The 25,633-nt window shown below is 52.0% G+C and carries 22 protein-coding genes and 2 pseudogenes; 9 read left to right on the top strand and 15 right to left on the bottom strand.

The window, feature by feature from the left end:
• Positions 1-126 precede the first annotated feature (126 nt).
• Positions 127-357, top strand: a pseudogene (locus tag ACRZ95_RS22415) (alpha/beta fold hydrolase); the annotation flags it as partial.
• A 102-nt stretch (positions 358-459) separates the two neighbouring features.
• On the opposite strand, the pseudogene ACRZ95_RS22410 reads toward ACRZ95_RS22415, so the two are convergent.
• Positions 460-1,166 (bottom strand): annotated as a pseudogene (locus ACRZ95_RS22410) (IS6 family transposase).
• Between the two features lie 163 nt (positions 1,167-1,329).
• Here ACRZ95_RS22410 and ACRZ95_RS22405 point away from each other — a divergent pair.
• Complete coding sequence (locus tag ACRZ95_RS22405; RefSeq protein WP_170642945.1) at positions 1,330-3,141, top strand: BCCT family transporter; 1,812 nt, start codon at positions 1,330-1,332, stop codon at positions 3,139-3,141.
• A 21-nt stretch (positions 3,142-3,162) separates the two neighbouring features.
• On the opposite strand, the gene ACRZ95_RS22400 is transcribed toward ACRZ95_RS22405, so the two are convergent.
• Entirely contained in the window at positions 3,163-3,771 is a 609-nt protein-coding gene (locus ACRZ95_RS22400; RefSeq protein ID WP_170565504.1) for a TetR/AcrR family transcriptional regulator, read from the bottom strand.
• Between the two features lie 171 nt (positions 3,772-3,942).
• On the opposite strand from ACRZ95_RS22400, the gene ACRZ95_RS22395 reads away from it, so the two are divergent.
• Positions 3,943-5,337, top strand: coding sequence for an aminotransferase (locus ACRZ95_RS22395; RefSeq protein WP_170681732.1), 1,395 nt, complete (start codon positions 3,943-3,945; stop codon positions 5,335-5,337).
• Positions 5,338-5,401: 64 nt separating this feature from the next.
• On the opposite strand, the gene ACRZ95_RS22390 is transcribed toward ACRZ95_RS22395, so the two are convergent.
• The 7 genes from ACRZ95_RS22390 to ACRZ95_RS22360 form a co-directional block, all read right to left on the bottom strand.
• Positions 5,402-6,970, bottom strand: a complete 1,569-nt coding sequence (locus tag ACRZ95_RS22390; RefSeq protein ID WP_170642948.1) for a trimethylamine methyltransferase family protein — start codon at positions 6,968-6,970, stop codon at positions 5,402-5,404.
• 25 nt (positions 6,971-6,995) lie between these two features.
• The gene (locus tag ACRZ95_RS22385; protein ID WP_170642949.1) at positions 6,996-8,195 is read right to left on the bottom strand and encodes an aromatic ring-hydroxylating oxygenase subunit alpha; all 1,200 of its coding nucleotides are present in this window, start codon (positions 8,193-8,195) and stop codon (positions 6,996-6,998) included.
• An 8-nt stretch (positions 8,196-8,203) separates the two neighbouring features.
• The gene (locus tag ACRZ95_RS22380) at positions 8,204-10,270 is read right to left on the bottom strand and encodes an oxidoreductase (protein ID WP_170681730.1); all 2,067 of its coding nucleotides are present in this window, start codon (positions 10,268-10,270) and stop codon (positions 8,204-8,206) included.
• A 94-nt stretch (positions 10,271-10,364) separates the two neighbouring features.
• A complete protein-coding gene (locus tag ACRZ95_RS22375; RefSeq protein ID WP_170565520.1) occupies positions 10,365-11,420 on the bottom strand; it encodes an ABC transporter substrate-binding protein in 1,056 nt (351 codons plus the stop codon).
• On the bottom strand, positions 11,417-12,532 hold the full coding sequence (locus ACRZ95_RS22370; RefSeq protein ID WP_170642951.1) for an ABC transporter ATP-binding protein: 1,116 nt from the start codon (positions 12,530-12,532) through the stop codon (positions 11,417-11,419). The genes ACRZ95_RS22375 and ACRZ95_RS22370 overlap by 4 nt, the downstream gene beginning before the upstream one ends.
• 20 nt (positions 12,533-12,552) lie before the next feature.
• On the bottom strand, positions 12,553-13,347 hold the full coding sequence (locus ACRZ95_RS22365) for an ABC transporter permease (RefSeq protein ID WP_170642952.1): 795 nt from the start codon (positions 13,345-13,347) through the stop codon (positions 12,553-12,555).
• Complete coding sequence (locus tag ACRZ95_RS22360; protein ID WP_170642953.1) at positions 13,344-14,207, bottom strand: ABC transporter permease; 864 nt, start codon at positions 14,205-14,207, stop codon at positions 13,344-13,346. Before ACRZ95_RS22360 ends, ACRZ95_RS22365 begins: the two co-directional genes overlap by 4 nt.
• Positions 14,208-14,401: 194 nt before the next feature.
• On the opposite strand from ACRZ95_RS22360, the gene ACRZ95_RS22355 reads away from it, so the two are divergent.
• Complete coding sequence (locus tag ACRZ95_RS22355; protein WP_170642954.1) at positions 14,402-15,043, top strand: TetR family transcriptional regulator C-terminal domain-containing protein; 642 nt, start codon at positions 14,402-14,404, stop codon at positions 15,041-15,043.
• 232 nt (positions 15,044-15,275) lie between these two features.
• Here the strand turns inward: ACRZ95_RS22355 and ACRZ95_RS22350 are convergent, their stop codons facing one another.
• The 3 genes from ACRZ95_RS22350 to ACRZ95_RS22340 form a co-directional block, all read right to left on the bottom strand.
• On the bottom strand, positions 15,276-15,983 hold the full coding sequence (locus ACRZ95_RS22350) for an IS6 family transposase (RefSeq protein ID WP_170681728.1): 708 nt from the start codon (positions 15,981-15,983) through the stop codon (positions 15,276-15,278).
• Between the two features lie 103 nt (positions 15,984-16,086).
• Positions 16,087-17,553: a SpoIIE family protein phosphatase gene (locus tag ACRZ95_RS22345; protein ID WP_170642956.1), complete on the bottom strand. Its 1,467-nt coding sequence runs from the start codon at positions 17,551-17,553 to the stop codon at positions 16,087-16,089.
• A 25-nt stretch (positions 17,554-17,578) separates the two neighbouring features.
• Positions 17,579-17,956, bottom strand: a complete 378-nt coding sequence (locus ACRZ95_RS22340) for a hypothetical protein (protein ID WP_170681726.1) — start codon at positions 17,954-17,956, stop codon at positions 17,579-17,581.
• 120 nt (positions 17,957-18,076) lie between these two features.
• Between ACRZ95_RS22340 and ACRZ95_RS22335 the strand changes: the two genes are divergently transcribed.
• Genes ACRZ95_RS22335 through ACRZ95_RS22325 form a run of 3 tightly spaced genes read left to right on the top strand, consistent with a single transcriptional unit; the run spans position 18,077 to position 20,086 of the window.
• Positions 18,077-18,631, top strand: a complete 555-nt coding sequence (locus ACRZ95_RS22335) for a SiaB family protein kinase (protein ID WP_170642958.1) — start codon at positions 18,077-18,079, stop codon at positions 18,629-18,631.
• A gap of 10 nt (positions 18,632-18,641) precedes the next feature.
• Positions 18,642-19,031 carry a DUF1987 domain-containing protein gene (locus ACRZ95_RS22330; RefSeq protein WP_170642959.1) on the top strand — a complete coding sequence of 130 codons (390 nt, stop codon included), beginning with the start codon at positions 18,642-18,644 and terminating at the stop codon, positions 19,029-19,031.
• Positions 19,028-20,086 (top strand): adenylate/guanylate cyclase domain-containing protein, encoded by a 1,059-nt coding sequence (locus tag ACRZ95_RS22325; RefSeq protein ID WP_170681724.1) that lies wholly within the window; start codon positions 19,028-19,030, stop codon positions 20,084-20,086. The genes ACRZ95_RS22330 and ACRZ95_RS22325 overlap by 4 nt, the downstream gene beginning before the upstream one ends.
• A 429-nt stretch (positions 20,087-20,515) precedes the next feature.
• Here the strand turns inward: ACRZ95_RS22325 and ACRZ95_RS22320 are convergent, their stop codons facing one another.
• A complete protein-coding gene (locus tag ACRZ95_RS22320; RefSeq protein ID WP_170380624.1) occupies positions 20,516-21,043 on the bottom strand; it encodes a hypothetical protein in 528 nt (175 codons plus the stop codon).
• 1,785 nt (positions 21,044-22,828) lie between these two features.
• On the opposite strand from ACRZ95_RS22320, the gene ACRZ95_RS22315 reads away from it, so the two are divergent.
• Together ACRZ95_RS22315 and ACRZ95_RS22310 are read left to right on the top strand one after the other, a co-directional pair.
• The gene (locus tag ACRZ95_RS22315) at positions 22,829-23,518 is read left to right on the top strand and encodes a hypothetical protein (protein ID WP_170644446.1); all 690 of its coding nucleotides are present in this window, start codon (positions 22,829-22,831) and stop codon (positions 23,516-23,518) included.
• Between the two features lie 74 nt (positions 23,519-23,592).
• Positions 23,593-23,841 (top strand): ParB N-terminal domain-containing protein, encoded by a 249-nt coding sequence (locus tag ACRZ95_RS22310; protein WP_039524390.1) that lies wholly within the window; start codon positions 23,593-23,595, stop codon positions 23,839-23,841.
• On the opposite strand, the gene ACRZ95_RS22305 is transcribed toward ACRZ95_RS22310, so the two are convergent.
• Entirely contained in the window at positions 23,833-24,846 is a 1,014-nt protein-coding gene (locus ACRZ95_RS22305; RefSeq protein ID WP_174839946.1) for a fatty acid desaturase, read from the bottom strand. The genes ACRZ95_RS22310 and ACRZ95_RS22305 overlap by 9 nt on opposite strands.
• Before the next feature lie 72 nt (positions 24,847-24,918).
• Positions 24,919-25,125 carry a cold-shock protein gene (locus ACRZ95_RS22300; protein ID WP_170328727.1) on the bottom strand — a complete coding sequence of 69 codons (207 nt, stop codon included), beginning with the start codon at positions 25,123-25,125 and terminating at the stop codon, positions 24,919-24,921.
• Between the last annotated feature and the right edge of the window lie 508 nt (positions 25,126-25,633).

The raw sequence follows: 25,633 nt of genomic DNA, 5'->3' as shown, positions 1-25,633 counted from the left end.
GGCCTGCTCTGTTTGCGATTTTATCCACTACCTTTGTCATGTTTGGAAAATAAGTTGGCCAATAAATCCGCATTTAGTTCCGACGGGATAAAGTTCTCGGTACACGGCGAATTCACAGACGATACCATGGTGTTTCAACGCGGTTTGTGCGACACCGCTCAATTTCCAATTGAGGCTTTTCCGAAGGACACAATTACAAGTGTTGCCGCGATGGAATTTCGCGGACATGGCGACTCAGAAACCGGGCCTGTTGATGACTTCTCGATCAGACAATTCACAGACGACACAATTGCGCTCATAGAGGCAAAGGCTTCCCGTCCTGTGGTAATCGGTGGTATTTCCATGGGTTCTGCAGTTGCTCTGCGTGTGGCAGCTAAGCGACCTGAGCTTATCCGAGCATTGGTGGGGTGCTGTCAGACGAATTCGAACCAGTGTCAGTTTGCTGCGAAAACCGCGCACCTATCCGGAACAAAGTTGACGCCACTCGGCGAGAGCGGCGGCGCGGGTCAGCTTGAAGGTGTCCCGGCTGGTCAGCGATCTTTCCTGGTTGAAGTGATTGTAGACGGAGGAATGGACGGAGGCGAATTTCTGTAGACTTCGCATGCGCCTGAAACGCTGCATCGCGCGTTCGCGTCGTCGAAACGGGAGGTGCGAATTCTCGACTCGGTTGTTGAGCCACCTGCCCGTCTGTTGTTTTTCAAGCGCGCCCATTTCTCTGAGCGCAGCCTTGTAGGAAGCGAAGCGATCTGTGACGATCTCTTCGGCACAACCATGCCGCTTCATCAATTTCTTGAGGAATTTCAGTGCTGCAGCTTTGTTTCGACGCTTCGTGACAACGGCTTCCAGCACCTCACCTTCGTGATCAACAGCCCGCCAAGATAATGCCGCTTGCCGTTCACTTTCACGAATACTTCGTCCACGTGCCACTTCCATTTTGAAAAGGCTCGGAGTTGCTGAACCCGTTTTCTTCGGATCTCTGATGCAAACATCGGGCCGAAACGGTTCCACCAATATCGGACGGTTTCGTGGCTCACCTCAATTCCCCGTTCGTGCAATAAGTCTTCCACATTTCGAAGCGAGAGCGGGAAACGGTTGTATAGCATCACCGCAAGGCGGATGATCTCTGGGCTGGTTTTGAAGTATTTGAAAGAGACAGGTCTGGTCATGGGTAAAAGCTACGCAACCGCCCTGCCCCGCTCAAGCAAAGTTCTTCTGACAAGACCAATCCCGCTGCTACACTCCTAATCTGGCTGAAACTAAAATAGTCTGAAACCCAGCGACTGACACCGCGGCGTGCAAAGCAGTCAATTTATGTAAGACCGGGAAAACATGGCGCTTGAAGAACCTTTCACAGAACTCAAAATAAGAACTCAGGGAACTGGCTTTTACAAAGGATATAGCCTGCCGATTGCGCTGGTAAGCAAACTTTCGGTTTCTCTGCTCGTTCTCTGGGCGCTGGTTTGGCCACTATCTGCGAACGATACACTGCGATCCTGGAAGTCAGGAGTGCTGGCCGAGTTCAACACATTCTACAACCTTTCCGTTGGATTATTTGTATTTTTCCTTTTCCTTATCGCGCTCATACCTTCAACCGGCCGAATGAGGCTGGGTTTAGAAGATGAGAAACCGGAATTTTCAAACTTCTCTTGGTTTTCGATGATGTTTGGGGCGGGTCTAGGCGTGGGCCTAATGGTCTATGCAACCGCCGAACCACTCGGCCTTTGGGAAACAAATCCATTGACTATTTCCGGGGAAGTCGCACCCAAAAGCGAGGACGCTATTGATGGAGCCTACCGCTATACCTTTTTGCACACCGGATTTCACGCCTGGGCAATATACGTCGTCACCGGCCTTAGCCTTGCCTATTATGCGTTTACAAGAGGCATGCCGCTAACAATCCGCACCGCACTGACCCCATTGCTTGGAGAATACTCAAACGGTGTTGCAGGCCATGTGGTCGATGTACTCGGCGTCGTTGCGACAATACTCGGCGTGGCGGTAACGATCGGTTATGGCGTTTCTCAATTGGTGGACGGTGCGTTTCTAATTACCGGTGCGAATTGGCTTGTTGAAAAAGAAGTAACCAAAGTGATCCCGTCGACCGCCGGCCTAATTACGGCGTTGATCGTTGTTATGATTATGTCGACACTCTCAGCCGTCTCTGGCGTGGGGCGTGGTGTCAAATACTTGTCAAATATTAATCTTCTCTTTTCACTGGTATTGCTGGCGGTATTCATTGTTTATGGTTCATTCGCTTTTGCGGCGACGACCTACGCCACAGCACTGGTTGACTATATCAAAAACTTTGTCCCGCTGAGTTTCCAAGCTTTTCGACCGATTTCCGAAGGCGAGTTTGGCTCCGCATTGCCAGCTGAGGCTGCGCCCTTTGTCGGCGAACTCTTCGCGGGTGCAACTGATCCCTGGGGAACAAAAGCAACCTATCTTGAGGGTTTGAGCAACGATACAGCCGATCTTTCTGACGCGACCAAGACTGCAGCTTATGACGCGGGCACACGAGGCAGGTTGTTCGGATGGCAGGCCGGATGGACTACATTTTATTGGGCATGGTGGATCGCGTTTTCGCCCTTTGTCGGCCTTTTCCTAGCGCGTATCTCCAGAGGGCGAACCGTACGCGAGTTCATATTTGGCGCGGTCATTGCCCCGTCCCTCGTTTGTTTCGCGTGGATGGCCATTCTGGGTGGAGCGGCCATCGACCTGGAACTAAATGGGAATGCAAGTGGATCAATCCTCGCAGCTTCAACGACGGCAACCCTGTTCGTCACATTGGGGGAAATGATATCGGGCAACTTGCTCGCGGTAGTGAGTGTCATGTGTGTGCTCTTAACCATGACATTCCTTGTCACGTCCGCCGACTCTGGCATCCTTGTGATGAACACGATCATGTCCGGCGGGTCTGAAAACACCGGCCTTCTTCATCGTATCCTTTGGGGTGTTCTTCTGACTCTTGTAATTGGAACTCTGCTGATCGCTGGCGGCGGCGGATTGGAAGCATTGACCAATTCGATGATCATCGGGGCATTGCCGTTCAGCGTCGTTTTGCTACTGATGTGCGTCTCTCTGGCCAAAGCAATGATCAACGACTTGCGCCGATTGAACCACAAGACTCGGACGGGTTCGTGATTGCCCGTGGCTAGTTCCCAGTCACCTACTCCCGCGGATCGACCGAGTGCCAAAGTGTTTAGGAAACATCGATTGCAGCACAAAAAGGCAGATCTTCAAAGCCTCGGAGGGGTTGAAGATATCTGAGTGCAAATGGTAGTCGGTCCAAAGCCCTTCCAACAAAGCAACCAACGCGTCTGTTGCAAGTTTGGCGCTTACATCCTCGTATTCGCCTTCACCCTTTATTTGTTCCAACAACTCCAGGATCACCGCGCGGAAACCTTTGTCGCGCGAGTCGATGAAAGGAAATATGTTCGGGTTCGAGAGCGCTTCAGCCCGAAAGGAAAACCAGATCGCGACGTCCCGCGCATTTAGGACCAGTGGGTCGAAATCTGCCTTTATAATAGAGACTAGCTTGTCTGCCGGGTCTAACTCTGGATTGACTGCAATGGCCGTCCACTGCTCCGCGTATCGGACTGACAATTCCTCAGCCACTGCAAGCAGCAGCTTTTCCTTGGAACCAAAGTGTAGGTTGACCATCCCTTGCGATAATCCCGACAATTCTTGGATTCTTGCCGAAGTTGTTCCGCGTATTCCGTATCTATAAATGGCGTCCGCAGCCGATTGGATCAGCAGCTTTCGGTTCTGCAATTTACCCAGGTCTCGGGCATTGGTTGGTGTATCACGCTCGAGATTAATCTTATTTCTCCTTCACTGGGGTAGTCGCCTTTGTCTTCTCGCATTTAGCGTTAAGACAGTTCAAGGATTGACATTGAATGAATGCTTGTTCAATTTGTGATTTATATTACATTAAGGTGCTGCATGACCCTTTTCAACTCCGACTTTCGGTCCATACGAGAATGGGACAACGAACATTTCCTGCACCCTTGGGAAGGGATGTCACACCTTGGCCAAAATGAACGAACCTTTGCCGAAAGCGGCCTTGGCGTTCATGTCGTCACAGAGGACGGAAAGCGCCTGATAGACGGCCCTGCTGGCATGTGGTGCATTCAATTGGGCTATGGAAACAACGAGATTGCCGATGCGATGGCTCAGCAGGCGAAACAGATGGCGTATTTTTCGCCCTTCAACAACGCCAACTCAACTCCGGCCCGTTTGGCACATGAAATCGCCAAGAGAACGCCGGGCGATTTGAACCATGTGTTCTTCACGACCGGTGGTTCAACGGCCGTGGATAGCGCTCTGCGGTTTGTACAATTTCGCAATAACCTGTTGGGAAAACCTCAAAAGAAAATCGTGATCTCGCGCCAGAAAGCATATCACGGATCGACCTATTTGGCGGCCTCGGTATCCGGAAAAGAGCGCGACAAAGGGTGGTTGGACCAAGCCTCGGACCTGACGCGGTTTTTGCCGAACGTGAATCCGTATATACGTCGCCCCGATCAGACGGTCGATGACTTTCTGGACGAAAAAATTGCAGATCTGGAGAACATGATACTGCAAACCGGAACAGACAAGGTCGCTGCCTTCATCGCTGAACCGATACTGTGCTCTGGTGGCGTCATTGTGCCTCCGCAGGGGTATCATCAGCGCTGTCTTGAAATCTGCCGGAAATACGATGTCCTGTATATTTCAGACGAGGTCGTAACCGGATTTGGGCGGCTTGGACATTGGTTTGCTTCAGAAGACGTCTTTGGGATTAAGCCCGACATCATAACCTGCGCCAAAGGCATGACGTCTGGGTACGTACCCATGGGGGCTTGTATCATCTCTGACCGGCTGATTGCAGATGTAAGCGGAGACAATGCGCAGAACGCTACGTTTTCAAACGGCTTCACTTACTCAGGCCATCCAGTAAGCGCGGCGGCAGGCCTGAAGACGATTGAAATCATGGAGCGCGACGGCGTTCTGGAACATGTCCGCGCAATCACGCCGCTCTTCGAAGAGCGCCTCCAGGCTCTGGCAGATTTGCCGCTCGTCGGTGATGCGCGCGGCATGGGGCTCGTTGGCTGCGTCGAATGTGTTGCAGACGCAAAAGCAGATAATGCACTGGACCTAGATAAATCTGTCGGCGCTTTGATTGATCATCATTGTCAGGAGAACGGGCTGATTCTGCGGCCGATCATCAACATGTGCGTGTTTTCCCCACCTCTGATCATTACCGAAGGCGAGTTGAACCAGATGTTCGACGTCCTTGAAAAAGGTATCCAGCTGGCAACCGAAGACCTAAAGCAGCAGGGTACGTTTAAACCTTAGGAACTGCCTCGGCGCGCCATCGCGATTTTCATGGTTGCTATGCCTTCGCTTAAGTGCGCTGCGTTTAACCTGCCCGCATCACCTCTGGTGGCAATTTGATCGGGAACTTGGACCGAACCTCCGCATCCGCCTTGCTGCCAAAATAGTTTGGATAGTGATTGGATAGAATGTCGTTCACGACTGACCGGCTCCGTTCAAACATATCCTGACGACCGGCTTTTTGCCAAGTATCGGTTAGCTCCCGATCCATCAGGGTTGGATAGACATACTCAGTCTCCATGTATTGCAAGGTCTGCGTGTTGCCGAGGAAATGACCGGGATCAATTGCACATTCGTGGATGACGTCAACCGACAGAGTGTCGTCGCTCACCTCGATACCACGCAGGGTTCGTGAGATCATACCCGCGGCCTCGTCGTCGATGACCATGGACTCAAAGCTGCAACCCATCAGGCTGCCGAGCATACCGCCAAATTCGCAGAGCCTGTTGGCCCCAGCATGAGCCGCTAATGCGAAAGTCAACGCCTTTTCCAGACCATATTGTGCGTCAGGAATCTTGGAATCCGTCATGCCGCAACCAACGCTGGTCGGCAGGTTGTAGAAATTGCCCATTTGGATAGCCGCCGCGGATATCAATGCTTGCTCACCACTGCCACCCGTAAATGAACCAGTTCGCAGGTCAGTAATAAACGGCCAAGCTGCAAAGACGACGGGGGTGCCCGGGTTAATCAGGTTGGCAATTGCGACGCAAGATAGGGTCTCGGCTACGGCTTGCGCCAAAGTCCCGGCCAGAGGCGCAGGCGACGTCGCCCCAGCCTGTGGCGGAACAGCTAAATCGCAGACAAGCCCCATCTTCGCTGTATCAATCAGGATCTCCAAGTTTTCCCGCCCAAACCGGAGCGGGGATACTATGGGACAACCGCCAAAAATGACTGAGGGTTTCTCGAGGAATTTACCCTCCCCGCCTGATGCCAGATCGAACAGATGAATCGCGTCCTGAATATGCTCTCGAGTACGGAACGTCAGGCAAGATGGTTTTTCGCTACCCGCCAGAATGGCGTAGAGCATGCTCATGTCGTGCTCGTAGTCTTGTGGCACATCCGTTGCCAAAACCGTATCACCGGTCATGTGGATATTATCGAGCCGGTCAACCAATCGGGTAAAGTCGTAAATGTCTTTGAGCGTCGACGGCCGGTAACTGCGAGTTTCCGCATCAAACGTTGTCACAGCGGTGCCGGAGTTCGCATAGTACACCTTGTCTTTGGTGCAGTGCATGTCATCCTTGCCGGCCCGCGATCCGCGTGCATGGACATAGAACTCACGGGCCGCCTTAGCCAAAAGATCTTCCATCAACGCGCGAGGAAAGCACAGCCTACCATGCTCGTTCAACGTCGCCCCTTTGGACAGCACGAGATCGAGAACTTCCTGCGTTGGATCACCGACGCCCGTACGCTCCAGAATGCTAAGGGCGGCCTCGTGAATATTTGACATGTCAGCATCTGAAAGGGGCTTGTAGCGCCCACCCGAAATGCCCGGCCAGATCGCTTGCGAAGCGACGTTGCTGGTTCGCACGGCTGCACGTGCTTCGCGCCCACCCCCGCGCCGTCTTGATCTGCGCTTCGTTAATTCTGTCATAGTATTTCTCCGAATTCTGAGCGTGTCAGATCATGCTGAAGTAATTGCGATAGAAACCCGGAATGCTCCATTCCATCTCGGACAGCGGTCCCGGCACGAAGCGGTGGGAGTTCACGCCCTCTTGGTTGTGACGGATGATCCGCTCATCATCGAGCGACGTGACATGCCAGAGCCATGTAATGGCATCCTTGTTATAGTCCCGACCTTCTTCAGCATCGCCGCGCACATACCAGACGATTTGAATATCCGTTTCCTGCAGCGCGCGTGGGACGAACCGGTAGCCAACCATGTGATCTGCATAAACAAGGAAGTAGTTCAGCGTCCCGATCCCCAGATCGGTGGCACCGCCATCGTGACCTTTCAGTTCACCCAAAGGCGGCGCCAGCGAAGCGCCATCCTTACTACCGGTCAAATAGCCGGGAAACAGCGGGTAGCGGCGCCAATAGACATCTGCACCCGGGGCGAGCGCGTTATCTCCGGTCAGGTCCAGCTCCTCAACGGGCACTCCGGCTTCTTTCATCCGCTCATGAAGTGCGCCGCTGAACTCCAGAACCTGAGCGGGGTCTTTCAACGAATGGCTGCGCGAATAGTCCTGATGAGACGGCGCGCAGTGGTAGCATTCCAGGTAATTCTCCAAAGCCAGTTTCCAATTTGCTGGAACTGGGTATGAGGCTTCATGAGCGACCTTCAGGTTTTCAAATTCGAACGGTTTTGACAGTGGGGCCAACTGCACCAACGCAGCATCTAGCGGCGGGGCGTCTTCAGCTGCGCAGACAAAAATCAGACCTTGGAATATCTTCACCTGAACCGGGAGCAATCCGTATTGGCCCGGGTCGAAATTCGACCCCATTGAACGCCCGTTTCGTAGCTTGCCGTTCAGATCAAAAGTCCACGCATGATAGGGGCAGATGAAATTGCGTGCCTTGCCTTTCCGTTCAATGCAAACCCGCGATCCCCGGTGGCGGCAAACGTTCAGATGCGCGCGCACCTCACCTTCGCGATCCCGAACGATGATGATGGACTCGGGCCCATAGTCGAACAGGAAAAAGTCCCCCGGTTCTGCGACCTGACTAACATGGCCGACCCAGATCCAGTTACGGTTCCAGAACGCGCCGATATCGTTCTCGTATACTGCTTGAGACGTATAGAAGTGACGAGGCAGGGCGAACCCTTCCTGTTGCGCGTCCATCAAATCGCGCATTACTTGCAGGTCATCTTTTGGCATTGCGCACCTCATGCAGACTCAAGGGAAATGACTTCCCGGCGGAAGAATTCACGGTCGATGTCGTCCGCGTTACGTTCGAAATTCCGGGCAGCCATGTGACCCGAATATACAGCATCCGCGATCAAGCCGGGGTTTGCGGCATCTCCGATTAATTCCAACGTTTTCAGCGGACTTGCCGTCGAACCGCAAAGCTCGTCGTAAAGAGTGGTTTCTCGCATTCGCTGCGTCACCAGTACTACAGAGCTGCATTCAATGGAGTTCTCTCGCCCCGTGTAGACGCACTGCAATGTCGCCTGGCCGGGCGCGATACCGGCCAAGGTCTGGGACAGGTTCAGACGAACGCCTTTTTCCAACAGACTGCGTTGCACTTTAGTCTGCTCCAACGTCAATTCGGTAAACGGCGAAACTATTGAGGCCGGCGTTACAAAGACAACCTCTCGCCCAACCTGAGCCAAATGATCAGCCAAGACTCCACCGAGATAGGCTTGATCATCATCGTAGACCACAATCGGGCCGTCCTGCGGCATGACTCCGGCCACAATGTCATCCGGAGTGAAAATCTGAGAACCTAAACCGATTGATACACCGTGAAATGCAGATTTCCCGCGCCCGTCTCGCTGCCATTTTGCGCCGGTTGCAACAAAGACGTTCGGTATACCCAACTCGATGACCTCACTTGCTGACAAACGGCTGTCGGTGAACAGTTGAACGTTCCCGCGTTGTTGCAGGTCGTAGATTCTGTGATCTGTCACACGCTTCCAAGCGGATAGCCCGGTCAGGGCAGCTTCCTGCATCACACGGCCGCCGAACTCTTGCTTTGCTTCCGCCAGAGTTACCTCGTAGCCCCGCCGCGCCAATTGCATGGCGCATTCAAGTCCGGCTGGTCCGCTGCCGACAACAAGCGCAGCTTCCTCGTTTACCCGACGCTCAATGATCTCAGGATGCCATTTCCTCCGCCACTCTTCACCCATAGTCGGGTTTTGAGTGCAGCGTATTGGGACGCCGAGAGAGTCGGATGAAACACAGATATTGCAACCGATACACTCACGTATTTCTTCGATGCGATCTTCCCTAATTTTGTTGGGCAGAAACGGATCGGCGATGGATGGTCGCGCCGCGCCGATAAAATCAAGGATGCCCTTCCTGACCAGTGACGCCATCAAGTCCGGCGACGTAAGGCGCCCGACGCCCACAACAGGCTTAGAAGTCACCTGTTTCACGAACTCGATATATGAGGTCTGAAAGCCGTCGCGGGGCTCGAACCGGGTCGTAGCAGAGTCGTTGCTCCAATCCGCCACATTAACATCCCAAAGGTCTGGAAGCTCGGCCAGCAATTCGACTACTGCACGGCCTTCTTCCTGCGCTTGCATCCCCTCTGACCCGAGCATTTCATCAACCGCGAACCGAAGGGCAATGGCGCAATCATCTCCGACCTCTTCCTTGGTTTCTTCCAGAAGCTCGCGGGTAAGTCGCACCCGGTTCTCCAACGAACCTCCATATTCATCCGTCCGATCATTGAACTGTGGCAGCAGAAAATGATGAGGCAATGTCATGTGATGCCCCGCATAGACATACACAATGTCGAACCCGGCTTCGCGCGAACGACGAGCCGCCGCGCGATGCCACTTGCGAAATTCTCGAATGTCAGCCTTGTCCATTGCCCTTGCCTGTTTCGGGTATGGAGTCTGCAAGACAAGTTCTGATGGGGCCAGCAGAGGCGCGCGGGTCAGGTGGTTTTGGGCATGGTGCCCGTTATGCGCCAATTGGATTGCCGCGAGCGAGCCCTTCTCATGAATTGAGTTGGTTATCAGACGCAGTGCGGGAATATCCTGATCGTCCCAAATTCGGTTTTCAGAATAAGGAGACAAATCCGAAGTCGGATGAATCTCGGCCTCCTGAGTAGACACCACTGCCCAACCGCCCTCGGCTTTCATCGCCCGCATGGCAGCTTCGGCCTGAGGTCGCAAATGACCCAAACCATTGCAGTGGGGCACCTGGTAGAACCGGTTTCGAGCCGTTACTGGCCCGATCTTGACCGGTTCGAAGAGAACAGAATACTCGTCAGCGCCTGACATTGCCGCGCTTCCTCCAAGGAAATTGGAAATTGGTTCGTGGGAATGGAAGGATTTCTACCTCCCCACCATTCCCGGGTGTGTTGTAAGAGTGCCCTTAGAAGCCAGCTTTAATGCGCTCGAATTCCTTCAACATCTTGGCCTCCAGCTCGGGGTTAACAGCGTCAAAGAACAGGCTGCCTTCAAAGAAGCTGTCCACATCCGAAAACCCGTAGGTTTCGATCAGCTCTGGGTCTGCCTGTGCAAAAGCGTCTTCGTTGGCGTGGGCGTAACCCCAGCTTTCAATAATGTATTTACCGCTTGCCGCAGAGCTGAGCGCGTTCAGCATGTCATAGACTTGCTCATCCGACTGCTTGGCAGATTTCAGATGCACATAGCCGCAGACCCAAGTCGCGATACCTTTGTCTACATCACGCATCATGACCGCTGGCGTTTCGTTCCAGATCAGGTTCAGTTCCGATTGGTTCCATCCCCAACCCAGCGTGACCTCACCGCTGGCAATTGCCTGATCCAGTTGGCCGGCGTCAGACCAATAAAAGCGCACGTTCGGATGAATCGCGCGCAGGTAGTCCGCCGCTTTTTGGAATTCCTCGTCACTCATATCGGTATAGCTGGAGGCGCCGGTTGCCAATGCCGCCATTGCAAAGGCACTGGAAGCGGCGTCCGGAATGGCGACTTTGCCCTGATATGCAGGATCGGCAAGCAATTGCAGCGAAACGTCATCTGCCGAAATCATATCTGTTCGATAGATAAGACCAGTATTGCCCCATTCGAACGGAACCATGTAGGTCTGCCCATCAATGGTGATGCCATCGACCTCTTTGATCTTGGGCATCAGCTTGTCCCAGTTTTCCAGCTTGCTGGTGTCAATCGGCTTGATCATGTCTGCCGCTACCCACTTTCTCAGGGCATCCGTGCAGGGATGGGCCAAATCAGCTTCAAAACCGGACTGAAGCTTTGTGAACGCTTCTTCCACGCTGCCAAAATAGGTGTAGCTAGGCGCGCCGCCGTATTTTTCGACATAGTCGCCGTAAAAGCCCTGATCCTCATATCCGGACCAGTCAAAAACGGTCAGATCAGCGGCGTTCGCCAGAGTTTGGCTGGCGGCAAAGGTGGCAACTACTGCTGCCATAAGTGATGCTGTTTTATTCATTTGTCTCCTCCCAAAGATTCACGTTTACCCAAGTCAATCACCGAGGCGCTTTGAACGCCAAGCCAGACGGTATCGCCGCGCGTGTGATCGACCGTGTGAAAGTAGTTTGGTACTGCGACGGCGATACTGTCTTTCAGACCATCGACGCGCACATAATAGTGGACACTCTCTCCATAAAAGGCGACGTCCGAAACCTCGCCCTGAACAAGAGCATCGTACCCATCCGGCTTTTCCGCACTGATTTCCAATTGCTCAGGACGAACGCCGACAAGAAGTTCCTTGTCATGCACCTGGACGTTGGGGTTCACCCCGATTTCCATCTTCCCTAAGCCCTTAACGTTGACTTCAAACGTTTCAGCATTCTCTGCAGTCACTACGGCATCCAGAAAGTTCATTCCACCGATGAAAGAAGCCACTTCCCGGTTACACGGTTGGGAATACAGGACCTCTGGCTTATCCACCTGCTTGAGCTGCCCCCCAAACATGACGCCAATACGGTCGGACATGGTCATCGCCTCGTACTGGTCATGCGTGACCATTACAAAAGTTATTCCAAGCTTCTGCTGAAGGCGGCGCATTTCCAATTGCATCGCTTCGCGCAGATTCTTGTCCAACGCAGATAAAGGCTCATCTAGCAGTAAAACCTTGGGTCGCATGACGAGTGCGCGGGCGAGCGCTACTCGTTGCCGCTGACCTCCCGACAATTCGTTGGCCTTACGGTCCTGCAGGCCGCCCAGTTCAACCATCTCAAGCGCCTCGGCAACGCGTTCTTTAATTTCCTGCCGCGAAAGCTTGGTCTTGCGTAATCCGAAGCCAACATTGTCGCCGACATTCAGGTGAGGAAAGATCGCATAACTTTGGAACACCATATTGGTGGGACGCTTGTTCGCAGGCACCTCTCCCATCGTTCGACCATCGATCCGGATCTCGCCTTCTTCGTGATCTTGAAAACCCGCGATGATGCGCAAAGCCGTCGTCTTGCCGCATCCCGAAGGGCCAAGCAGCGAAAAGAACTCACCCTCTTTCAAGGTCAGGTTCAGATCGGACACAGCCACAAAGGAACCAAAGCGTTTTTCGACGCCCTGAATTTCGATGATGTTCTGTTCGCTCATCTTATTCGTTTCCTTTGGCTTCAATCTGACGATTGGATGGAACGGCGGCGGAAGTATTCGGCGATCAACAACAGCAGCACCGAGGACAGCAAAAGCAGCGATCCTAGGGCCAACGTGTTGGGCAATTTTGCCGGGAAGCGGATCTGGCTCCAGATATAGACCGGCAATGTCGGGCTGTTCCCGGATAAGAAAAAGGCCAGGACGAACTCGTCAAACGACACCGTAAACGTGACCAAAAGGCTGGCGACAATACCCGGCGCTACGATTGGGAGGGTAACACGCCGAAACGTTCCCACGACGCTTTCACCAAGATCGAATGCAGCCTCCTCCAAGGACTGGTCGAAATCGTCAAACGCAGATTTCATGATCGACACGGAAAATGGCAACGCCACGAACACATGCCCAAGGATCACGGTGGCCAGCGATGGTTTCAAACCGATGCTGATGAACAGAACCAGCATCGAACTGGCCACGATGATGCCGGGAATGACCAGTGGAAGCATGACCAGTCCCTCAGACAACTCACGCCCCGTGAAACGATACCGAACGTAAGCGCGAGCTGCGAAGAGACCCAGAGATGTTGCCATCAGGGCAGTCACGCTGCCGACGATCAACGAGTTTACCATAGCCTGTAACAGCGTGTCCTGCTGCCCCAACTGTGCGTACCACTTCAACGTGAAACCCTTTAGGGGGAAGGCTACGATAGTTCCGTCGTTGAACGAAAACAGTGGCAATAGCAAAACCGGCAGGTAGAGAAACACCAGATAGGCAATCGCATAAACCAGCAACCATGAGAAACGAAATGCCTTGGTCATCTGATCCTCCGGCCCAATGCGGTGACGACCACCACGAACAGGATTGCAACGCAGCCGACCGAAAGCATGGCAAGAAGAGACAGGGTTGCACCCAACGGCCAGTTATTGGCGGCACCAAACTGCACTTGGATCAAGTTCGCCACCATTTTGCCCTGCGATCCACCGACTAAGGCCGGAGTGACGTAATCGCCCACCGTTGGGATGAAAATGATCAGGCAGGCCGCAATGACCCCCGGCACCGTCAGAGGCAGTGTCACGCGAACGAACCTTTCAAGCTTGTTGCAGCCAAGGTCGGTTGCAGCCTCCAATAGGCTGCGGTCGATCTTTTGAAGCGATACATAGATCGGCAGGATAGCAAACGGTGCCCAGGCGTGGGCGAGCGTAAGGACAACAGCGAATTCGTTGTAGAGCAAGAATGTCAGCGGATCTTGTATCAAACCAAGTGAAATCAGCGCAGAATTCAACACCCCATTGAAGCCAAGGATTAGTTTCCAGCTGAACACGCGCAGAAGGTAGCTGCTCCAAAAGGGAATAGTGATCAGCAACAGCCAGAGGGTCTTCTTCTTTGTTCGAAACGCGATGAAGTATGCAATCGGATAGGCCAGACAAACCGTTGCCAATGTCACCGCGCCTGCAATTGCGACCGAACGGAACATTAGGTGTCGAACCAATGGGTCGGTAAACGCCTCTTGGTAGTTTGCCCAAGTCAAGGTCCGGTCGATCTCGACATAGTTCTGGGTCCAAAAACTGTATGCGACGAGAATGCAAAGCGGCACGGCGACGAGCAGACCGACGTAGAACGTCGCAGGTGCGCTCAGTGCGAGGCCCTTGCCCGTTTCACTTCGTAGTACTCCGGCCATGCTTCCCTGCTGAACTTTGCTTTTTTTTGGCGGCGCGACCATGTCGATCACAAAATGGACAATCGTCCATTTAAATCTGGAATTTTTGGACTAGTTGTGTCAACTGATAATTTCGCAACCGGGGATGGCCAATTTCACACTGGCCGCTAGAAGGCACCGCAAGACACTGAAAACAAACAGAGCCGCCTGATCCAATGACTGGAAGACGACAAGAAATACGCGAGCGAAACCGCCTTTCCCTGATCGAGGCAGTACTCGACTCGGTCGCAGAAAAAGGGATTTCCGAGACCTCCGTCAGCGAAATCATTCAACGCGCCGAGTTGTCCCGTGGCATGATTCATCTTCATTTCGGTGGCAAGGACAACTTGGTTGACGAAGCCGCCCGCTACTCATCCGAACAATACTACAACGGAATTTATGACTTATTGGAAAAGACCGGGCAAACCGGACAGGAACATATTGAGATGATTGTTCGGGGCGACTTAAGTGAAACCATTCTCAATAAGAAAAACGTTTCCATTTGGTACGCGTTTCGAGGCGAGGCCCGAAACAGAGCAGCAATCGCTGCGTTTTCAGATACCCGCGACGCTAAGCTTCGGAACCTAGTTTTCAACGCTTTCGCTCGAATTGCGAAAGAAGCCGGAACCGAACACCCTAATCAAGTTGCTAGGGACGCTACACACGGCACACTCGCCATGCTGGAAGGCATGTGGACCGATTACCTACTCCACCCGAATTCATTTGACCGCGACGAAGCGATGAGAATTGTTTTTCGTTTTCTGCGGGCGATGTTCCCTAAGCATTTTGACCTGAGCGGCGCTTTGTTGTCTGAGTAAAGCTTGAGACAGGTTTCCTATCTGGCTGCTTTAGAAGTGGACAATACCCATCTTCCAGTCAACATGATATCAGCGCACATTGGACGCAAAAAGTACAATTGAAGAAGCTGCCAAGTGCTGTCAGAAAAATTCTGAACCAGTCTCAGTTTGCTGCGAAAACCGCGCACCTATCTGCTGCTGGTGCTGTCAGACAAATTCGAACCAGTCTCAGTTTGCCGCGGAAACCGCGAGCCTACCCGGAATAAAGTTGACGCCACTCGGCGAGAGCGGCGGTGCGTGTCAGCTTGAATGTATCTCTGCTGCTTAGCGATCTTTCCTGGTTGAAGTGGTTGTATACGGAGGAATGGACGGAAGCGAATTTCTGCAAACTTCGCATGCGCCTGAAACGCTGCATCGCGCGTTCGCGTCGTCGAAACGGCAGGTGCGAATTCTCGACTCGGTTGTTGAGCCACCTGCCCGTCTGTTGTTTTTCGAGCGCGCCCATTTCTCTGAGCGCAGCCTTGTAGGAAGCGAAGCGATCTGTGACGATCTCTTCTGCGCAACCATGTCTCTTCATCAGTTTCTTGAGAAATTTCAGTGCTGCAGCCTTGTTTCGGCGCTTGGTGACAACTGCTTCCAGCACTTCACCTTCGTGATCAACAGCCCGCCACAGATAATGTCGCTTGCCATTCACCTTTACGAAAACCTCGTCCACGTGCCACTTCCATCTGGAGAACGCACGCAGTTGCTGACAACGCTTTCGTCGGATTTCAGCTGCAAACATTGGACCAAACCTGTTCCACCAATATCGGACTGTTTCGTGGCTCACGTCGATGCCTCGCTCGTGCAACAGATCTTCGACATTCCGAAGCGAGAGCGGAAATCGGATGTACAGCATCACCGCAAGGCGGATGATCTCAGGGCTGGTTTTGAAGTACTTGAAGGAGGCAGGTCTGGTCATTCCTAAATGCTATGCAACCGCCCTGCCCCGCTCAAGCAAAGTTCTTCTGACAAGACCGTTATGACGATAGTCTGGCGACCCTAAGTTTGCCGCAAAAAAAGACTTAGTCTATTTTTGACACAGGGCGAAAAGCAATCACTGTCAAGTCATCCATACGCTCTTCATTCTTCATATAGTCTAGGAACGCAGCGTCGATGGCCTTTAAAAGCTCTTCCGAATTTGACCAACTATCTTGTTCAACTATCGCCATTAATCTTTGAATACCGAAGGCTAAACGCTTTTTGCCACCCAATTGGTCGATTAGACCATCAGTGGAGATAACCAGGTCTGTGGCTTTGTCCAATTGGATTTTGTGCTCGACGAACTCTGGTTCATTTGGGGTGTCCACATACCCAATGCTCTGTCTGTCACCCCGGACTCGATCGACTCCGGCCGTCGATTTAACCAACAAAGACATATGCGCCCCTGCAAACTTAGCTATCCCTTTGCTTGAATCGATCTGGCAAATAGCGGCGTCCATGCCGTCATTGGAAGTCGCGAATTTAGTGTCCTGATTTAGGAGCGCGCGGGTCAAGTCGCTCAGCTTCGATAAAGCCGAAGCGGGACTGAGCGTATCGTTTTCAAAGTAAAGCCGCTCGAGAGTTGCGATTGCCAGCATGGTCATGAAGCCACCGGGGACGCCGTGCCCAGTACAGTCAATTACGGCGAGCGTCGAAATCCGACCTTCGGATCTAACCCAGTAGATGTCCCCGCCAACTATATCGCGAGGTTCCCATTTGACCGCAAAATCTGCAAAGGCCGTCTGGCACAAACTTGTCGTAGGCAACAAACCTTGCTGAATCCGCGTGGCATAGTTTACACTATCGACGATCTGGCGGTGACCATCACGGATTGCATTTACGCGCTCGACCTCCCGATCCAGCATAGAGTTATAGCTTTGAACAACCTTGCCAATCTCATCTTCCGACTGGTATGGAACCGTCTGCGGGTCATCGTATAGCTCGAACCGTTCAATGGCTTTCAACATTTGGCTGAGAGGCCTGTTGATAAGCCATAGAAATGCAGCAGCGCCTGCTAAGATCAACGCGAATCCTCCGAGAATTCCCAGAAGAACCACAACTCCCACTTCTGTTTGTAGCTCGTTGTTCAGGATCTCCTGATCAATTCGCGCCAACATCGTAGTCGGCCCTGCAACCGTCGGAACGGAAACGATGATATCCAAACCAGATTTTTTTATCCGGTCACAACCTATGGCAGGCCAGGAAGCCAGTGTTTCTGAGCTTCGCTCTAGCTTCTGTTCAGCGCAAATTACGTAAGGAAAACCCGAATAGACGGCCAGCAGGCTCTTCGCTTGGGTAAGGTTCCCTGCTTCAACCAATTCAGCCAACGGGCGCGCAATACGATTGGCAATCGTTGCCATTTCCGCGGCAACCTGATCCGTTTGAGCTTGCCTTTTGAATTCATAGTAGAAAAGAAGCACAACGGCATTCAACATACCCCCAATCAGGAGGGTCGTCAGAATATGCTTTAGAAAAATTCGCCGCTTTACAAAGTTCCTGAGTTTACGCACTAAACGCCTCTACAGTGTTAGGCATCTAGTTTCCGATGTTCTTCATCGCGGCCTGAAGAGCGCCACGGTTATTTACTATCATCTGTACAACCTTGTAGTCACCTGAAACTTCACGCACCAAGAAGTCTGCGGTCACTGTGTCGCCGCCTTCAGTTATCATTTCAGAGCAGACGAAATAGTCATTTCCCGCAGGAATAACCATGGGGTGAACGTTTGCAGGGTATACGGTTTCAATCGCGTTGGTGGTCGTGTCCAGATAAGTGTAGGCACCGTCGACCATAACGCCATCGACATGCGCGATCATGGCGGATTGAAGCTTTGCCTTAACCTCAGTCGGAATGTCGGCCGCTGCAGCCGGACCGGACAATAGTATCACAGCGACCACACAAAATTGCCTAATCATGCTAACCTCCACACTAGTAATCCTGCATAATTGATACACTAAAAATGCATAAATGTGTATCTTATGATATTAAGGCCTGGATTGAACTTGGTGCTACCCAAGCATGATCAAGGGGAACAAATGCTTGCAAGCGAAGTCTACGAACTACGTGCCAACCTGCGCGGACAAGGCGTTGTTTTTGCCTACAGCGGGTATGTAACCGAGGGTATTCTTAGTGGTGTTGGCGATGCATTGAAGCAGAAGTTGGTGTCAGAAGATGCGGACACCAAAACGCTTCGCAGCGTATTCGCAGTGTTTGTAGAGCAAATGCAGAATATCATCAGATATTCGGTTGAACGGCTGCCTGCTGACGGTGAGGCTGAGGTGCTGGACATAAGTTACGGCATCCTGACCATCGGGAACGAAGCTGGCAACTATGTCGTTCATGCTGGGAATCTGATCCTCTTAAACGACGTCGATACCATGCGAAGCCGTCTCTCAGAACTGCGTGATATGAGTCGAGATGAACTCAAGGCCGCGTATAAGGACCAGCTCCGATCCGAAGCCGTCTCTGTCGGCAACAGCGCGGGCATCGGGTTAATCGAAATTGCGCGCCGAGCGTCAAGACCAATCGAGTTTGATTTTATGCGAATTGACGACAAGCACGCGTTTTTCGCACTCAAAGCAACGGTTTAAGAGGGGACTTATGCAAAATATTGAAATCCCGGCAACAAACCGTACTCCGACGGTGGCGTTTGATTTTGACGCGGGCCACCTCAGGCTGATTGGAGAGTCCTATCCAGAGGACGTTACGACCTTCTTCAACCCCTTGTTTGATGCTCTGAAAAGGTGGTTGTCAGAAGGTTCAAGTCGTGACTGTCGCTTTGATTTCGAACTCATTTATTTCAACTCCTCCAGCGCTAAGGCGATTATGATGCTAATGGAGCTTTTGGACTCCGCCGCAAAGGCGGGGAAAAACGTCGAAGTTTGCTGGTTTCATGATCCCGAAGACGAAACCATGGAAGAGCTTGGCGAAGAGTTTGGAGAAGATCTGAAGTACGCAAAATTCACGCTGAAGAAGTTGTTCGTTAGATGACCATCGACGATCTTTTCGCCCGAGAGAAAGAGGCTTTAGAAGTCGCGGAAGCAACTTTGAACCGCGGTCAATTCTCTAATTTAGAGACGCGTAACTCAATTAAAAACCTTATTGAAGAATACAGGAAACTGCTCCGAACTACGCGACGAATGATGCGATTGAGCGATCGTAACGAGCGGGAACTGAATGCATTGGCCGAAAATCAGCGCATCGCAACCGAGGAAGTTACCCGGAAAAACCAAGAGCTTGAGGCGTTGTCAGGAAAGCTCGCAAAATACCTATCGCCACAAGTCTATAATTCAATCTTTTCCGGTCGGCAGGAAGTTAAGCTCGCCAGTCAGCGGAAGAAACTGACAGTGTTTTTCTCGGACGTAGCTGGGTTCACAGAGCTCACAGATCAGATGGAGTCGGAGGACTTAACGCAACTTCTGAACAGTTACCTGACCGAGATGGCACAAGTCGCTCTGGCCCACGGCGCGACAATAGATAAATTCATCGGTGACGCGATCCTCGTCTTCTTTGGCGATCCAGAGACTAATGGGGTGCGGGAAGATGCCTTAGCGTGCGTGAGAATGGCAATCGCAATGCGAGACAGGCTGACCGAACTGCAAGCCGAATGGAGGCATCAGGGAATATGGCAACAGTTGCAATGTCGGATTGGTATCAACACAGGCTTCTGTACGGTGGGAAACTTTGGAAGTGAAGACCGTATGGACTACACCATTATTGGTGGGGCTGTGAACGTTGCCTCAAGGCTCGAGCACCATGCCGACGAAGGGGAGATTTTGATTTCTTACGAGACTTGGGCTCACGTCAACGAAGAAATAGAGACCGAAGAGGTTGGGCCCATCCGGGTTAAGGGGGTAACTCAACCCGTCATTACGTATCGTGTCTTGGGTCGAAAGGGGGCGAAATCACGCCCCGAAGAGGTTACGTACAGGAAGCCGAACTTTCAGTTGTTTTTCGACCCAAACTCCATGACATCTGACGAGCGCGCCGAGAGCGCGGAAATATTGAAATCAGCGCTTGCATCAATCCGCGGCTACGATGCCTGAGATGTGAGTGGATTGGCTTAAAAGTTGCACCGATTATAACACTTCGAACCTCACGTACACAAAGCTTTTTGGGCCGCTGCAAGTTAGCATTGTGGAAACTTTCTAAAAAGAGACTTCCAATCAGCCATTTGGTAGTATGAGGACTCCCAAGTGATCGGCTTCAAATCGGTCAAGTTCTTAGTACGGATAAACTAAAATAGCTGATTGAACTCAGAGCCATCGTTCACCGCCGGGCAATAGGTTAAAGTCAACTGAGTGTCTGCATCGGGTTCGAAGCAGACGCACGACAAATTTGACTGAACGACCGCTAAGCGGACTTTGCAGCCATCCGCATTCTTAATTCAAAGGACCGCAGTCAGCCCAAAGCGGACCTTCGCAACCAAGCTTTGCAAATTCCGAAATGCCAACCGAACAGACCTTTGTCCGAGGCTACACCCGATACCAGTTTTCAACTTCTCGAGCGGCTGCTTCGACTGTAAAGGTAGTCTCTACCTCTGCGATTGCGTACTTTACTTCGTCTGAGCTAGCACTGAGTTCTAAGACGTTCGCATCCAGATCATGGGCTGATCCGGCATTTGAATAAATCGTATCGACCCCAATTCTAATGGCGTTTCGATGTTGCAGTAGGTGCTCAAAAAACCGCAAATAAATCATCTCCTCGTACGGAGAATGACTGTCCGCTTCAGAGATCAAACCCAATTCTGCGGCCTTGGTACACGTCAAACGCCAAGCCAGTTCCATTGTCGATGGAGGCGCATCTCTGGCCTCATCAGGGTGTTTTGGGTTCGCAAACGTAGACCTTCGGATGGCTTCGAGATTGGCGCGCAAACTCTTTGTAGGAACAGGATAGATGAAGGTGGTTGCCTCGGATGCTAAGGCTGGTTCAACCTGATCCGGCTGCGCCTGGATGAACTCGGAAAACCTGTTTCCGATGATAGGGACTTCACCGACAATCATGTCAGTGGGATCGGTAGTCTCTGTCAGCCATCGCGCTAGGGCTCTCCGGCCCCACAATCCGGCTGCCTTTCGGATCAACGGATGAGTTCCATCTGAAACATCTGGGTACTTTGCGAGTATGTCTTCGGTCTGAAACGCCGCGAGTCCTGTATCCCACCGCATGATATGTACGCGTCGTCCCAACGAGACCGAAATGGATATTTGCTGGCGCAACAGAAATGACTTTCCAGACGCTGGTAATCCAGTGAAGAAAACCATACGGCAACGACGTGCAGCGTCGGCGAGGTGTTTTCCAATCTCAGTGTCCGCAAAACTGTCGATAGAAATTGCGAATCTCCTAGTTCGGTGTCGGCAATAGGCCGGCGCGGCGAGCGTTCACCACCTCCAAGATTGTTGCCCAAGAAATCCGGCGATTTCACAGACGAATTGTCAACCTAAATTGCCCCAAAGTGAATTTTGCCTCTCAGTTATTCTCTTAACCACCTAATAACTCGCCGGTCTCAAAAATTGACCATTCCGCAGCACACGCTTCTTGACGAGCGTGCGTCCTTGACTCTTCACAGACTAGGAACGACAAGAGTGCATTGGTAAAAAATTACTCGCCGCCGCGATGCTGCCGGTTACGATAATCCAATGGCCTTCAGACTAATTGTAGCATGTGCCTCAGCATAGGAACGGGTTTCGCTGGGGTCTTCGCTATGAGCTCGTTCCTCGCAAGCATTCGCAACTGTCACTTGACATGCTCCAGTCATCTCGTGACCCATGAAAGAAGGCGCCGTATGAACAGCACATGGCTCATAAATTGCGTGCTTAATGACCGATAGATCAGGTCTCAGGTTCCGTTTCAATCAGTCGTTCATCGTGTTTACGCGCTGCATTCTTTGTTTGATCCCGACACTTTTGGTGTTGCTCACAGGAACGAAGCTTCCTGCTCAAGTCGCCAGCAATGCCGACGGATCTGTTTGTGACGAAAGTTTCGATAACAAGAACGGATCCTGTCAAAGAACGGACGTACCAGAAAACGCATATTTGACCGGCAGTGCCTTTGGTCCAGTTTGGGAATGCAACCATGGATTCCAGCGTGTTGGAGATCTTTGTGAGGAAATAGCAGTTCCCAATAACGGATATCTTGCATCGACCGGAGATCGATGGGAGTGCAATCGGCTGTTCCAGCGTGTCGGAGAAAAATGCGAAGAATTGATTGCGCCTCAAAACGGGTACGTCGAAACCCGGTTTGGCGCGCAGGAGATACACTGTGACTGGGGGTTTCGCAAGGAAGATCAGGATTGTGTTGCGATTAGTGTCCCAAGCAACGGTCGTCTGAGCGACAAAAGAAGCTCAGAAGGATGGGTATGTCTCAGAGGTTATAGGGCAGCGGATAGCGGCTGTGAGCCTGTGGCAGTTCCGCAGCATGCGTACCTTGCACCTGAAACCTATTCCGGATGGAAATGTGAACGTGGTTTTCGCGCAAACCGGGACAGGTGCGTTGCGATCCTTGTGCCTTCAAACGCTCATTTGAATCGAAGAGGTGATGGTTGGGAATGCAATCGGCCGTTCACACGACAGAACGATACGTGCACCGAAAATGTGCCGCGACAATAGGTTAATGGAAATCAATCTCGCCCGACATATCCGGAAGGACCAAGCCGTGAACCACAACTCGATAGACGAAAACTTGGGCAAAATGCTCAAAGCCGAAAAGGCTCATCGCAGGTCCTACATAGTTAAGATGTTTATCGCGTTAGCGGTTTTTGTTGTGGCGATAGTTGTAGTGGTGTTTCTCTGATGCGTAAAAATGCCCCTCAAGTAACCCTTCCGGCTTCAAAGACGTCAGCTCGCGGTCTGGACCAAAGAGCATTTCAGGACCGCAGTGTTCGTAAAACGCAGAACGCTGACGTATCTGGTGTGATTGAAGAAGAGTTCGGGAAGTACTTGATTAAGGCTGGTATTCTGAGCGGTAACAGCGTTGCGCGCGCCTTCCCCAAGCCACCAGCTAAAACGCAGGCAATGATTGCTGATGCAGTTGGTGAAACACCGGCATTGGCCATTGAAGCCTTGAAAGAAATTCTCGAAGAACGAGACAGGACGCGTAGCGGTCAACGCCGATTTGAGGGAAACTCCGGCACCCTTGTTCCCAGTAAAAGAGAATACGTCGAGGCATTGCGCCAGATCAGGCTCACCCCTGCGCAGGTTACAATACTCAAAGCACTTACAATCGCAGGCAAGGAAGGTCTGACCATTGGTCACTTGTCTCAGGCAGCCGGTTACAAATCGCGCGAGGCGTCCATCAAAGTTTTCAAGAAAGTCGGACTATTGATCGCAGAATATCTGGAACTCGAACTTCCCGAAGCTGGATCGGCACAGAATGATGGCGCCGCGCAGGTTTTGGCATTTTCTCACATCGAAAGTGAAGATGAGCCAGCAATCTGGATTATGCATCAGGAACTGCGCGACGCTGTTCGTTCGGTTCTATGACGTACATTCCAGACCCAGCTCTTGTAGCGAACTTTGAACCGGAACAAATGCACGAAAGGTTGCTCACGTAGCTTATGTTGGAGAAAAGACCATATCCGCTCGACCTGATCTATGTACCTGTGAAACGGGCGAAAACGCTTGATCAACAAAAAGTTCTGACGTTGGCCGAAGATATCCTGAAGAACGGCCAGAAGACCCCGATACAGATACGCTCGGACAACAAGAGGTTCGTGCTGATTGAAGGCCTTCACCGACTAGAGGCCATTCGCGCCCTGGGTGGTGATACGGTCGAAGCCTATCTGGTACGCGCCAGACTACACTAAATGCCTATTGGAATTGGCGTTCGACAAAGCCTCGGAAAATGTCAGCAGACGTTGACTTCTTTCATCCCAAAGATGCAATCGTGCACAATGAAAGCTCTCATATAGAGTAATACGCTGGCAGTTTTCCAACTCAGAATGGTCACGCAAAACTTCGTTTAGCCGATAGAACGGTATGCGGCTGGCGAGGTGGTGAACATGGTGCACACCAATGTTGCCAGAGAACCACCGCAAGATGCCAGGCAAGGCATAGTGAGAACTACCATAGAACGCGGCGTTCTGAAGGTTCCAGCCCTCTTCCCGGTCCCAGGTCGTGTGTTCGAACTGGTGTTGAATGTAGAAAAGCCAAATACCAATCGATGATGCGACAATCACGGTTGGCAGGAAAACACACGCCACCACCTCAAAGCCTCCGGCCCATAAAATCAGAGCCAAGAACCCTGCAATTGCGGCGTTTGTTCCCATCGCACTTGCCCAATACAGCCAGCCCGACCGCATGAAGCCAACAGGTAAGCGGTATTGAATAAAGAACGTATAGATCGGCGCAACACCGAACAGGAAGACGGGGTTCCGGGTCAGACGATACGCGGCACGCCCGAACCAATTCCGTTTCAGGTATTCCTCAATGGTCAATGTAGGGATGTCACCCATACCACGCCGATCAAGGTTACCGGTTGAGGCATGGTGAATCGCATGGCTTTGCCGCCAAACGTCATAAGGTGTAACGGTAAGAGCACCCAGAACCCGGCCAGTCCAATTGCATGCGCTGCGGCTTCTAAAGAAAGATCCATGACCACAATCATGCATGATGATGAAGATACGGACCAGAAATGCGGCATTCAGGATGGCCAGCAATATTGCGATCCAGACGCTAAATGACAACGCAAACCACGCTAGGGCCCATAGCGCGAATAAGGGGAAAACAGTGATCGCAAGTTCAAAAACACTGCGCTTCGCATCGGGCACACGGTATTGCGCGAGCACCCGCGTCCAGTCTTTAGGTTGCAACTTACTTGGTCTCCGACGGCCTATTGTCGCCCATTGTTCAAACGGGCACCCTTATGGGGTGCCCGCAAAAGGTCAGGCGAGTGCCAGATTGGCGGCGCTTTCGCGTCCGTCACGGCCAGCCTCGACGTCAAAAGTAACCTTTTGGCCGTCTTTCAATTCGCTAAGGCCGGAACGTTCAACCGCTGAGATATGCACGAACACGTCGCGCTTGCCATCTTCAGGCTCGATAAAGCCAAAACCTTTGGTTGAGTTGAACCATTTTACTGTGCCATTTGCCATGGTGGAAGTCTCCTAATACGTGCCGCCCGCATCATTGCGGCGACTCGGCGTGGTCGGTCTGAATCGAAAGACTGAACGCCGAATTGGGGAGACAGCAGGTCGAAAAAGAAAAACGTAAGCCTCGTGTATATGGACTTCGACTACGCACGATACAAGCCTTGATGCTTTGGCGGACAACAGAGAATTTGAGCCTGTCTGGCTTAGAACTAGGCAAGTCGAGGTGAAACCGTTGCTCTTCGATCCAAACTTGAAGGTGGCTTGGGTCAGCGGCACAGAAGACTAACGATCATTTTTGGGATATTAACCTGCTGCATACGAGACAGCGATAAGCGTCCGTTTTGGTGCCTTAGCGAGACTTTGCAAAGTCCGCTTTCTGCGCATAGCCGCCGTCGATTGATCGCGCAGCATCGGTCACTATGGGCTCGAAGCAGTCATCCGACAGCTTTAGTCAAAGGACTGTTTTGCGGATGCAAGCGGTCATTGGGGCCGCTTGCGGGATAGATAGAGG

Source organism: Ruegeria sp. AI3 (assembly GCF_056541245.1).
This window is presented reverse-complemented; position numbering and strand designations above follow the sequence as displayed.

Coding starts and splice junctions, on each gene's coding strand:
- ACRZ95_RS22365 (WP_170642952.1), bottom strand. CDS start 13,347: ATGACCAAGGCATTTCGTTTCTCATGGTTGCTGGTTTATGCGATTGCC.
- ACRZ95_RS22405 (WP_170642945.1), top strand. CDS start 1,330: ATGGCGCTTGAAGAACCTTTCACAGAACTCAAAATAAGAACTCAGGGA.
- ACRZ95_RS22360 (WP_170642953.1), bottom strand. CDS start 14,207: ATGGCCGGAGTACTACGAAGTGAAACGGGCAAGGGCCTCGCACTGAGC.
- ACRZ95_RS22390 (WP_170642948.1), bottom strand. CDS start 6,970: ATGACAGAATTAACGAAGCGCAGATCAAGACGGCGCGGGGGTGGGCGC.
- ACRZ95_RS22320 (WP_170380624.1), bottom strand. CDS start 21,043: ATGATTGTCGGTGAAGTCCCTATCATCGGAAACAGGTTTTCCGAGTTC.
- ACRZ95_RS22370 (WP_170642951.1), bottom strand. CDS start 12,532: ATGAGCGAACAGAACATCATCGAAATTCAGGGCGTCGAAAAACGCTTT.
- ACRZ95_RS22385 (WP_170642949.1), bottom strand. CDS start 8,195: ATGCCAAAAGATGACCTGCAAGTAATGCGCGATTTGATGGACGCGCAA.
- ACRZ95_RS22300 (WP_170328727.1), bottom strand. CDS start 25,125: ATGGCAAATGGCACAGTAAAATGGTTCAACTCAACCAAAGGTTTTGGC.
- ACRZ95_RS22325 (WP_170681724.1), top strand. CDS start 19,028: ATGACCATCGACGATCTTTTCGCCCGAGAGAAAGAGGCTTTAGAAGTC.
- ACRZ95_RS22315 (WP_170644446.1), top strand. CDS start 22,829: ATGCGTAAAAATGCCCCTCAAGTAACCCTTCCGGCTTCAAAGACGTCA.
- ACRZ95_RS22355 (WP_170642954.1), top strand. CDS start 14,402: ATGACTGGAAGACGACAAGAAATACGCGAGCGAAACCGCCTTTCCCTG.
- ACRZ95_RS22375 (WP_170565520.1), bottom strand. CDS start 11,420: ATGAATAAAACAGCATCACTTATGGCAGCAGTAGTTGCCACCTTTGCC.
- ACRZ95_RS22395 (WP_170681732.1), top strand. CDS start 3,943: ATGACCCTTTTCAACTCCGACTTTCGGTCCATACGAGAATGGGACAAC.
- ACRZ95_RS22340 (WP_170681726.1), bottom strand. CDS start 17,956: ATGATTAGGCAATTTTGTGTGGTCGCTGTGATACTATTGTCCGGTCCG.
- ACRZ95_RS22310 (WP_039524390.1), top strand. CDS start 23,593: ATGTTGGAGAAAAGACCATATCCGCTCGACCTGATCTATGTACCTGTG.
- ACRZ95_RS22335 (WP_170642958.1), top strand. CDS start 18,077: ATGCTTGCAAGCGAAGTCTACGAACTACGTGCCAACCTGCGCGGACAA.
- ACRZ95_RS22350 (WP_170681728.1), bottom strand. CDS start 15,983: ATGACCAGACCTGCCTCCTTCAAGTACTTCAAAACCAGCCCTGAGATC.
- ACRZ95_RS22330 (WP_170642959.1), top strand. CDS start 18,642: ATGCAAAATATTGAAATCCCGGCAACAAACCGTACTCCGACGGTGGCG.
- ACRZ95_RS22380 (WP_170681730.1), bottom strand. CDS start 10,270: ATGTCAGGCGCTGACGAGTATTCTGTTCTCTTCGAACCGGTCAAGATC.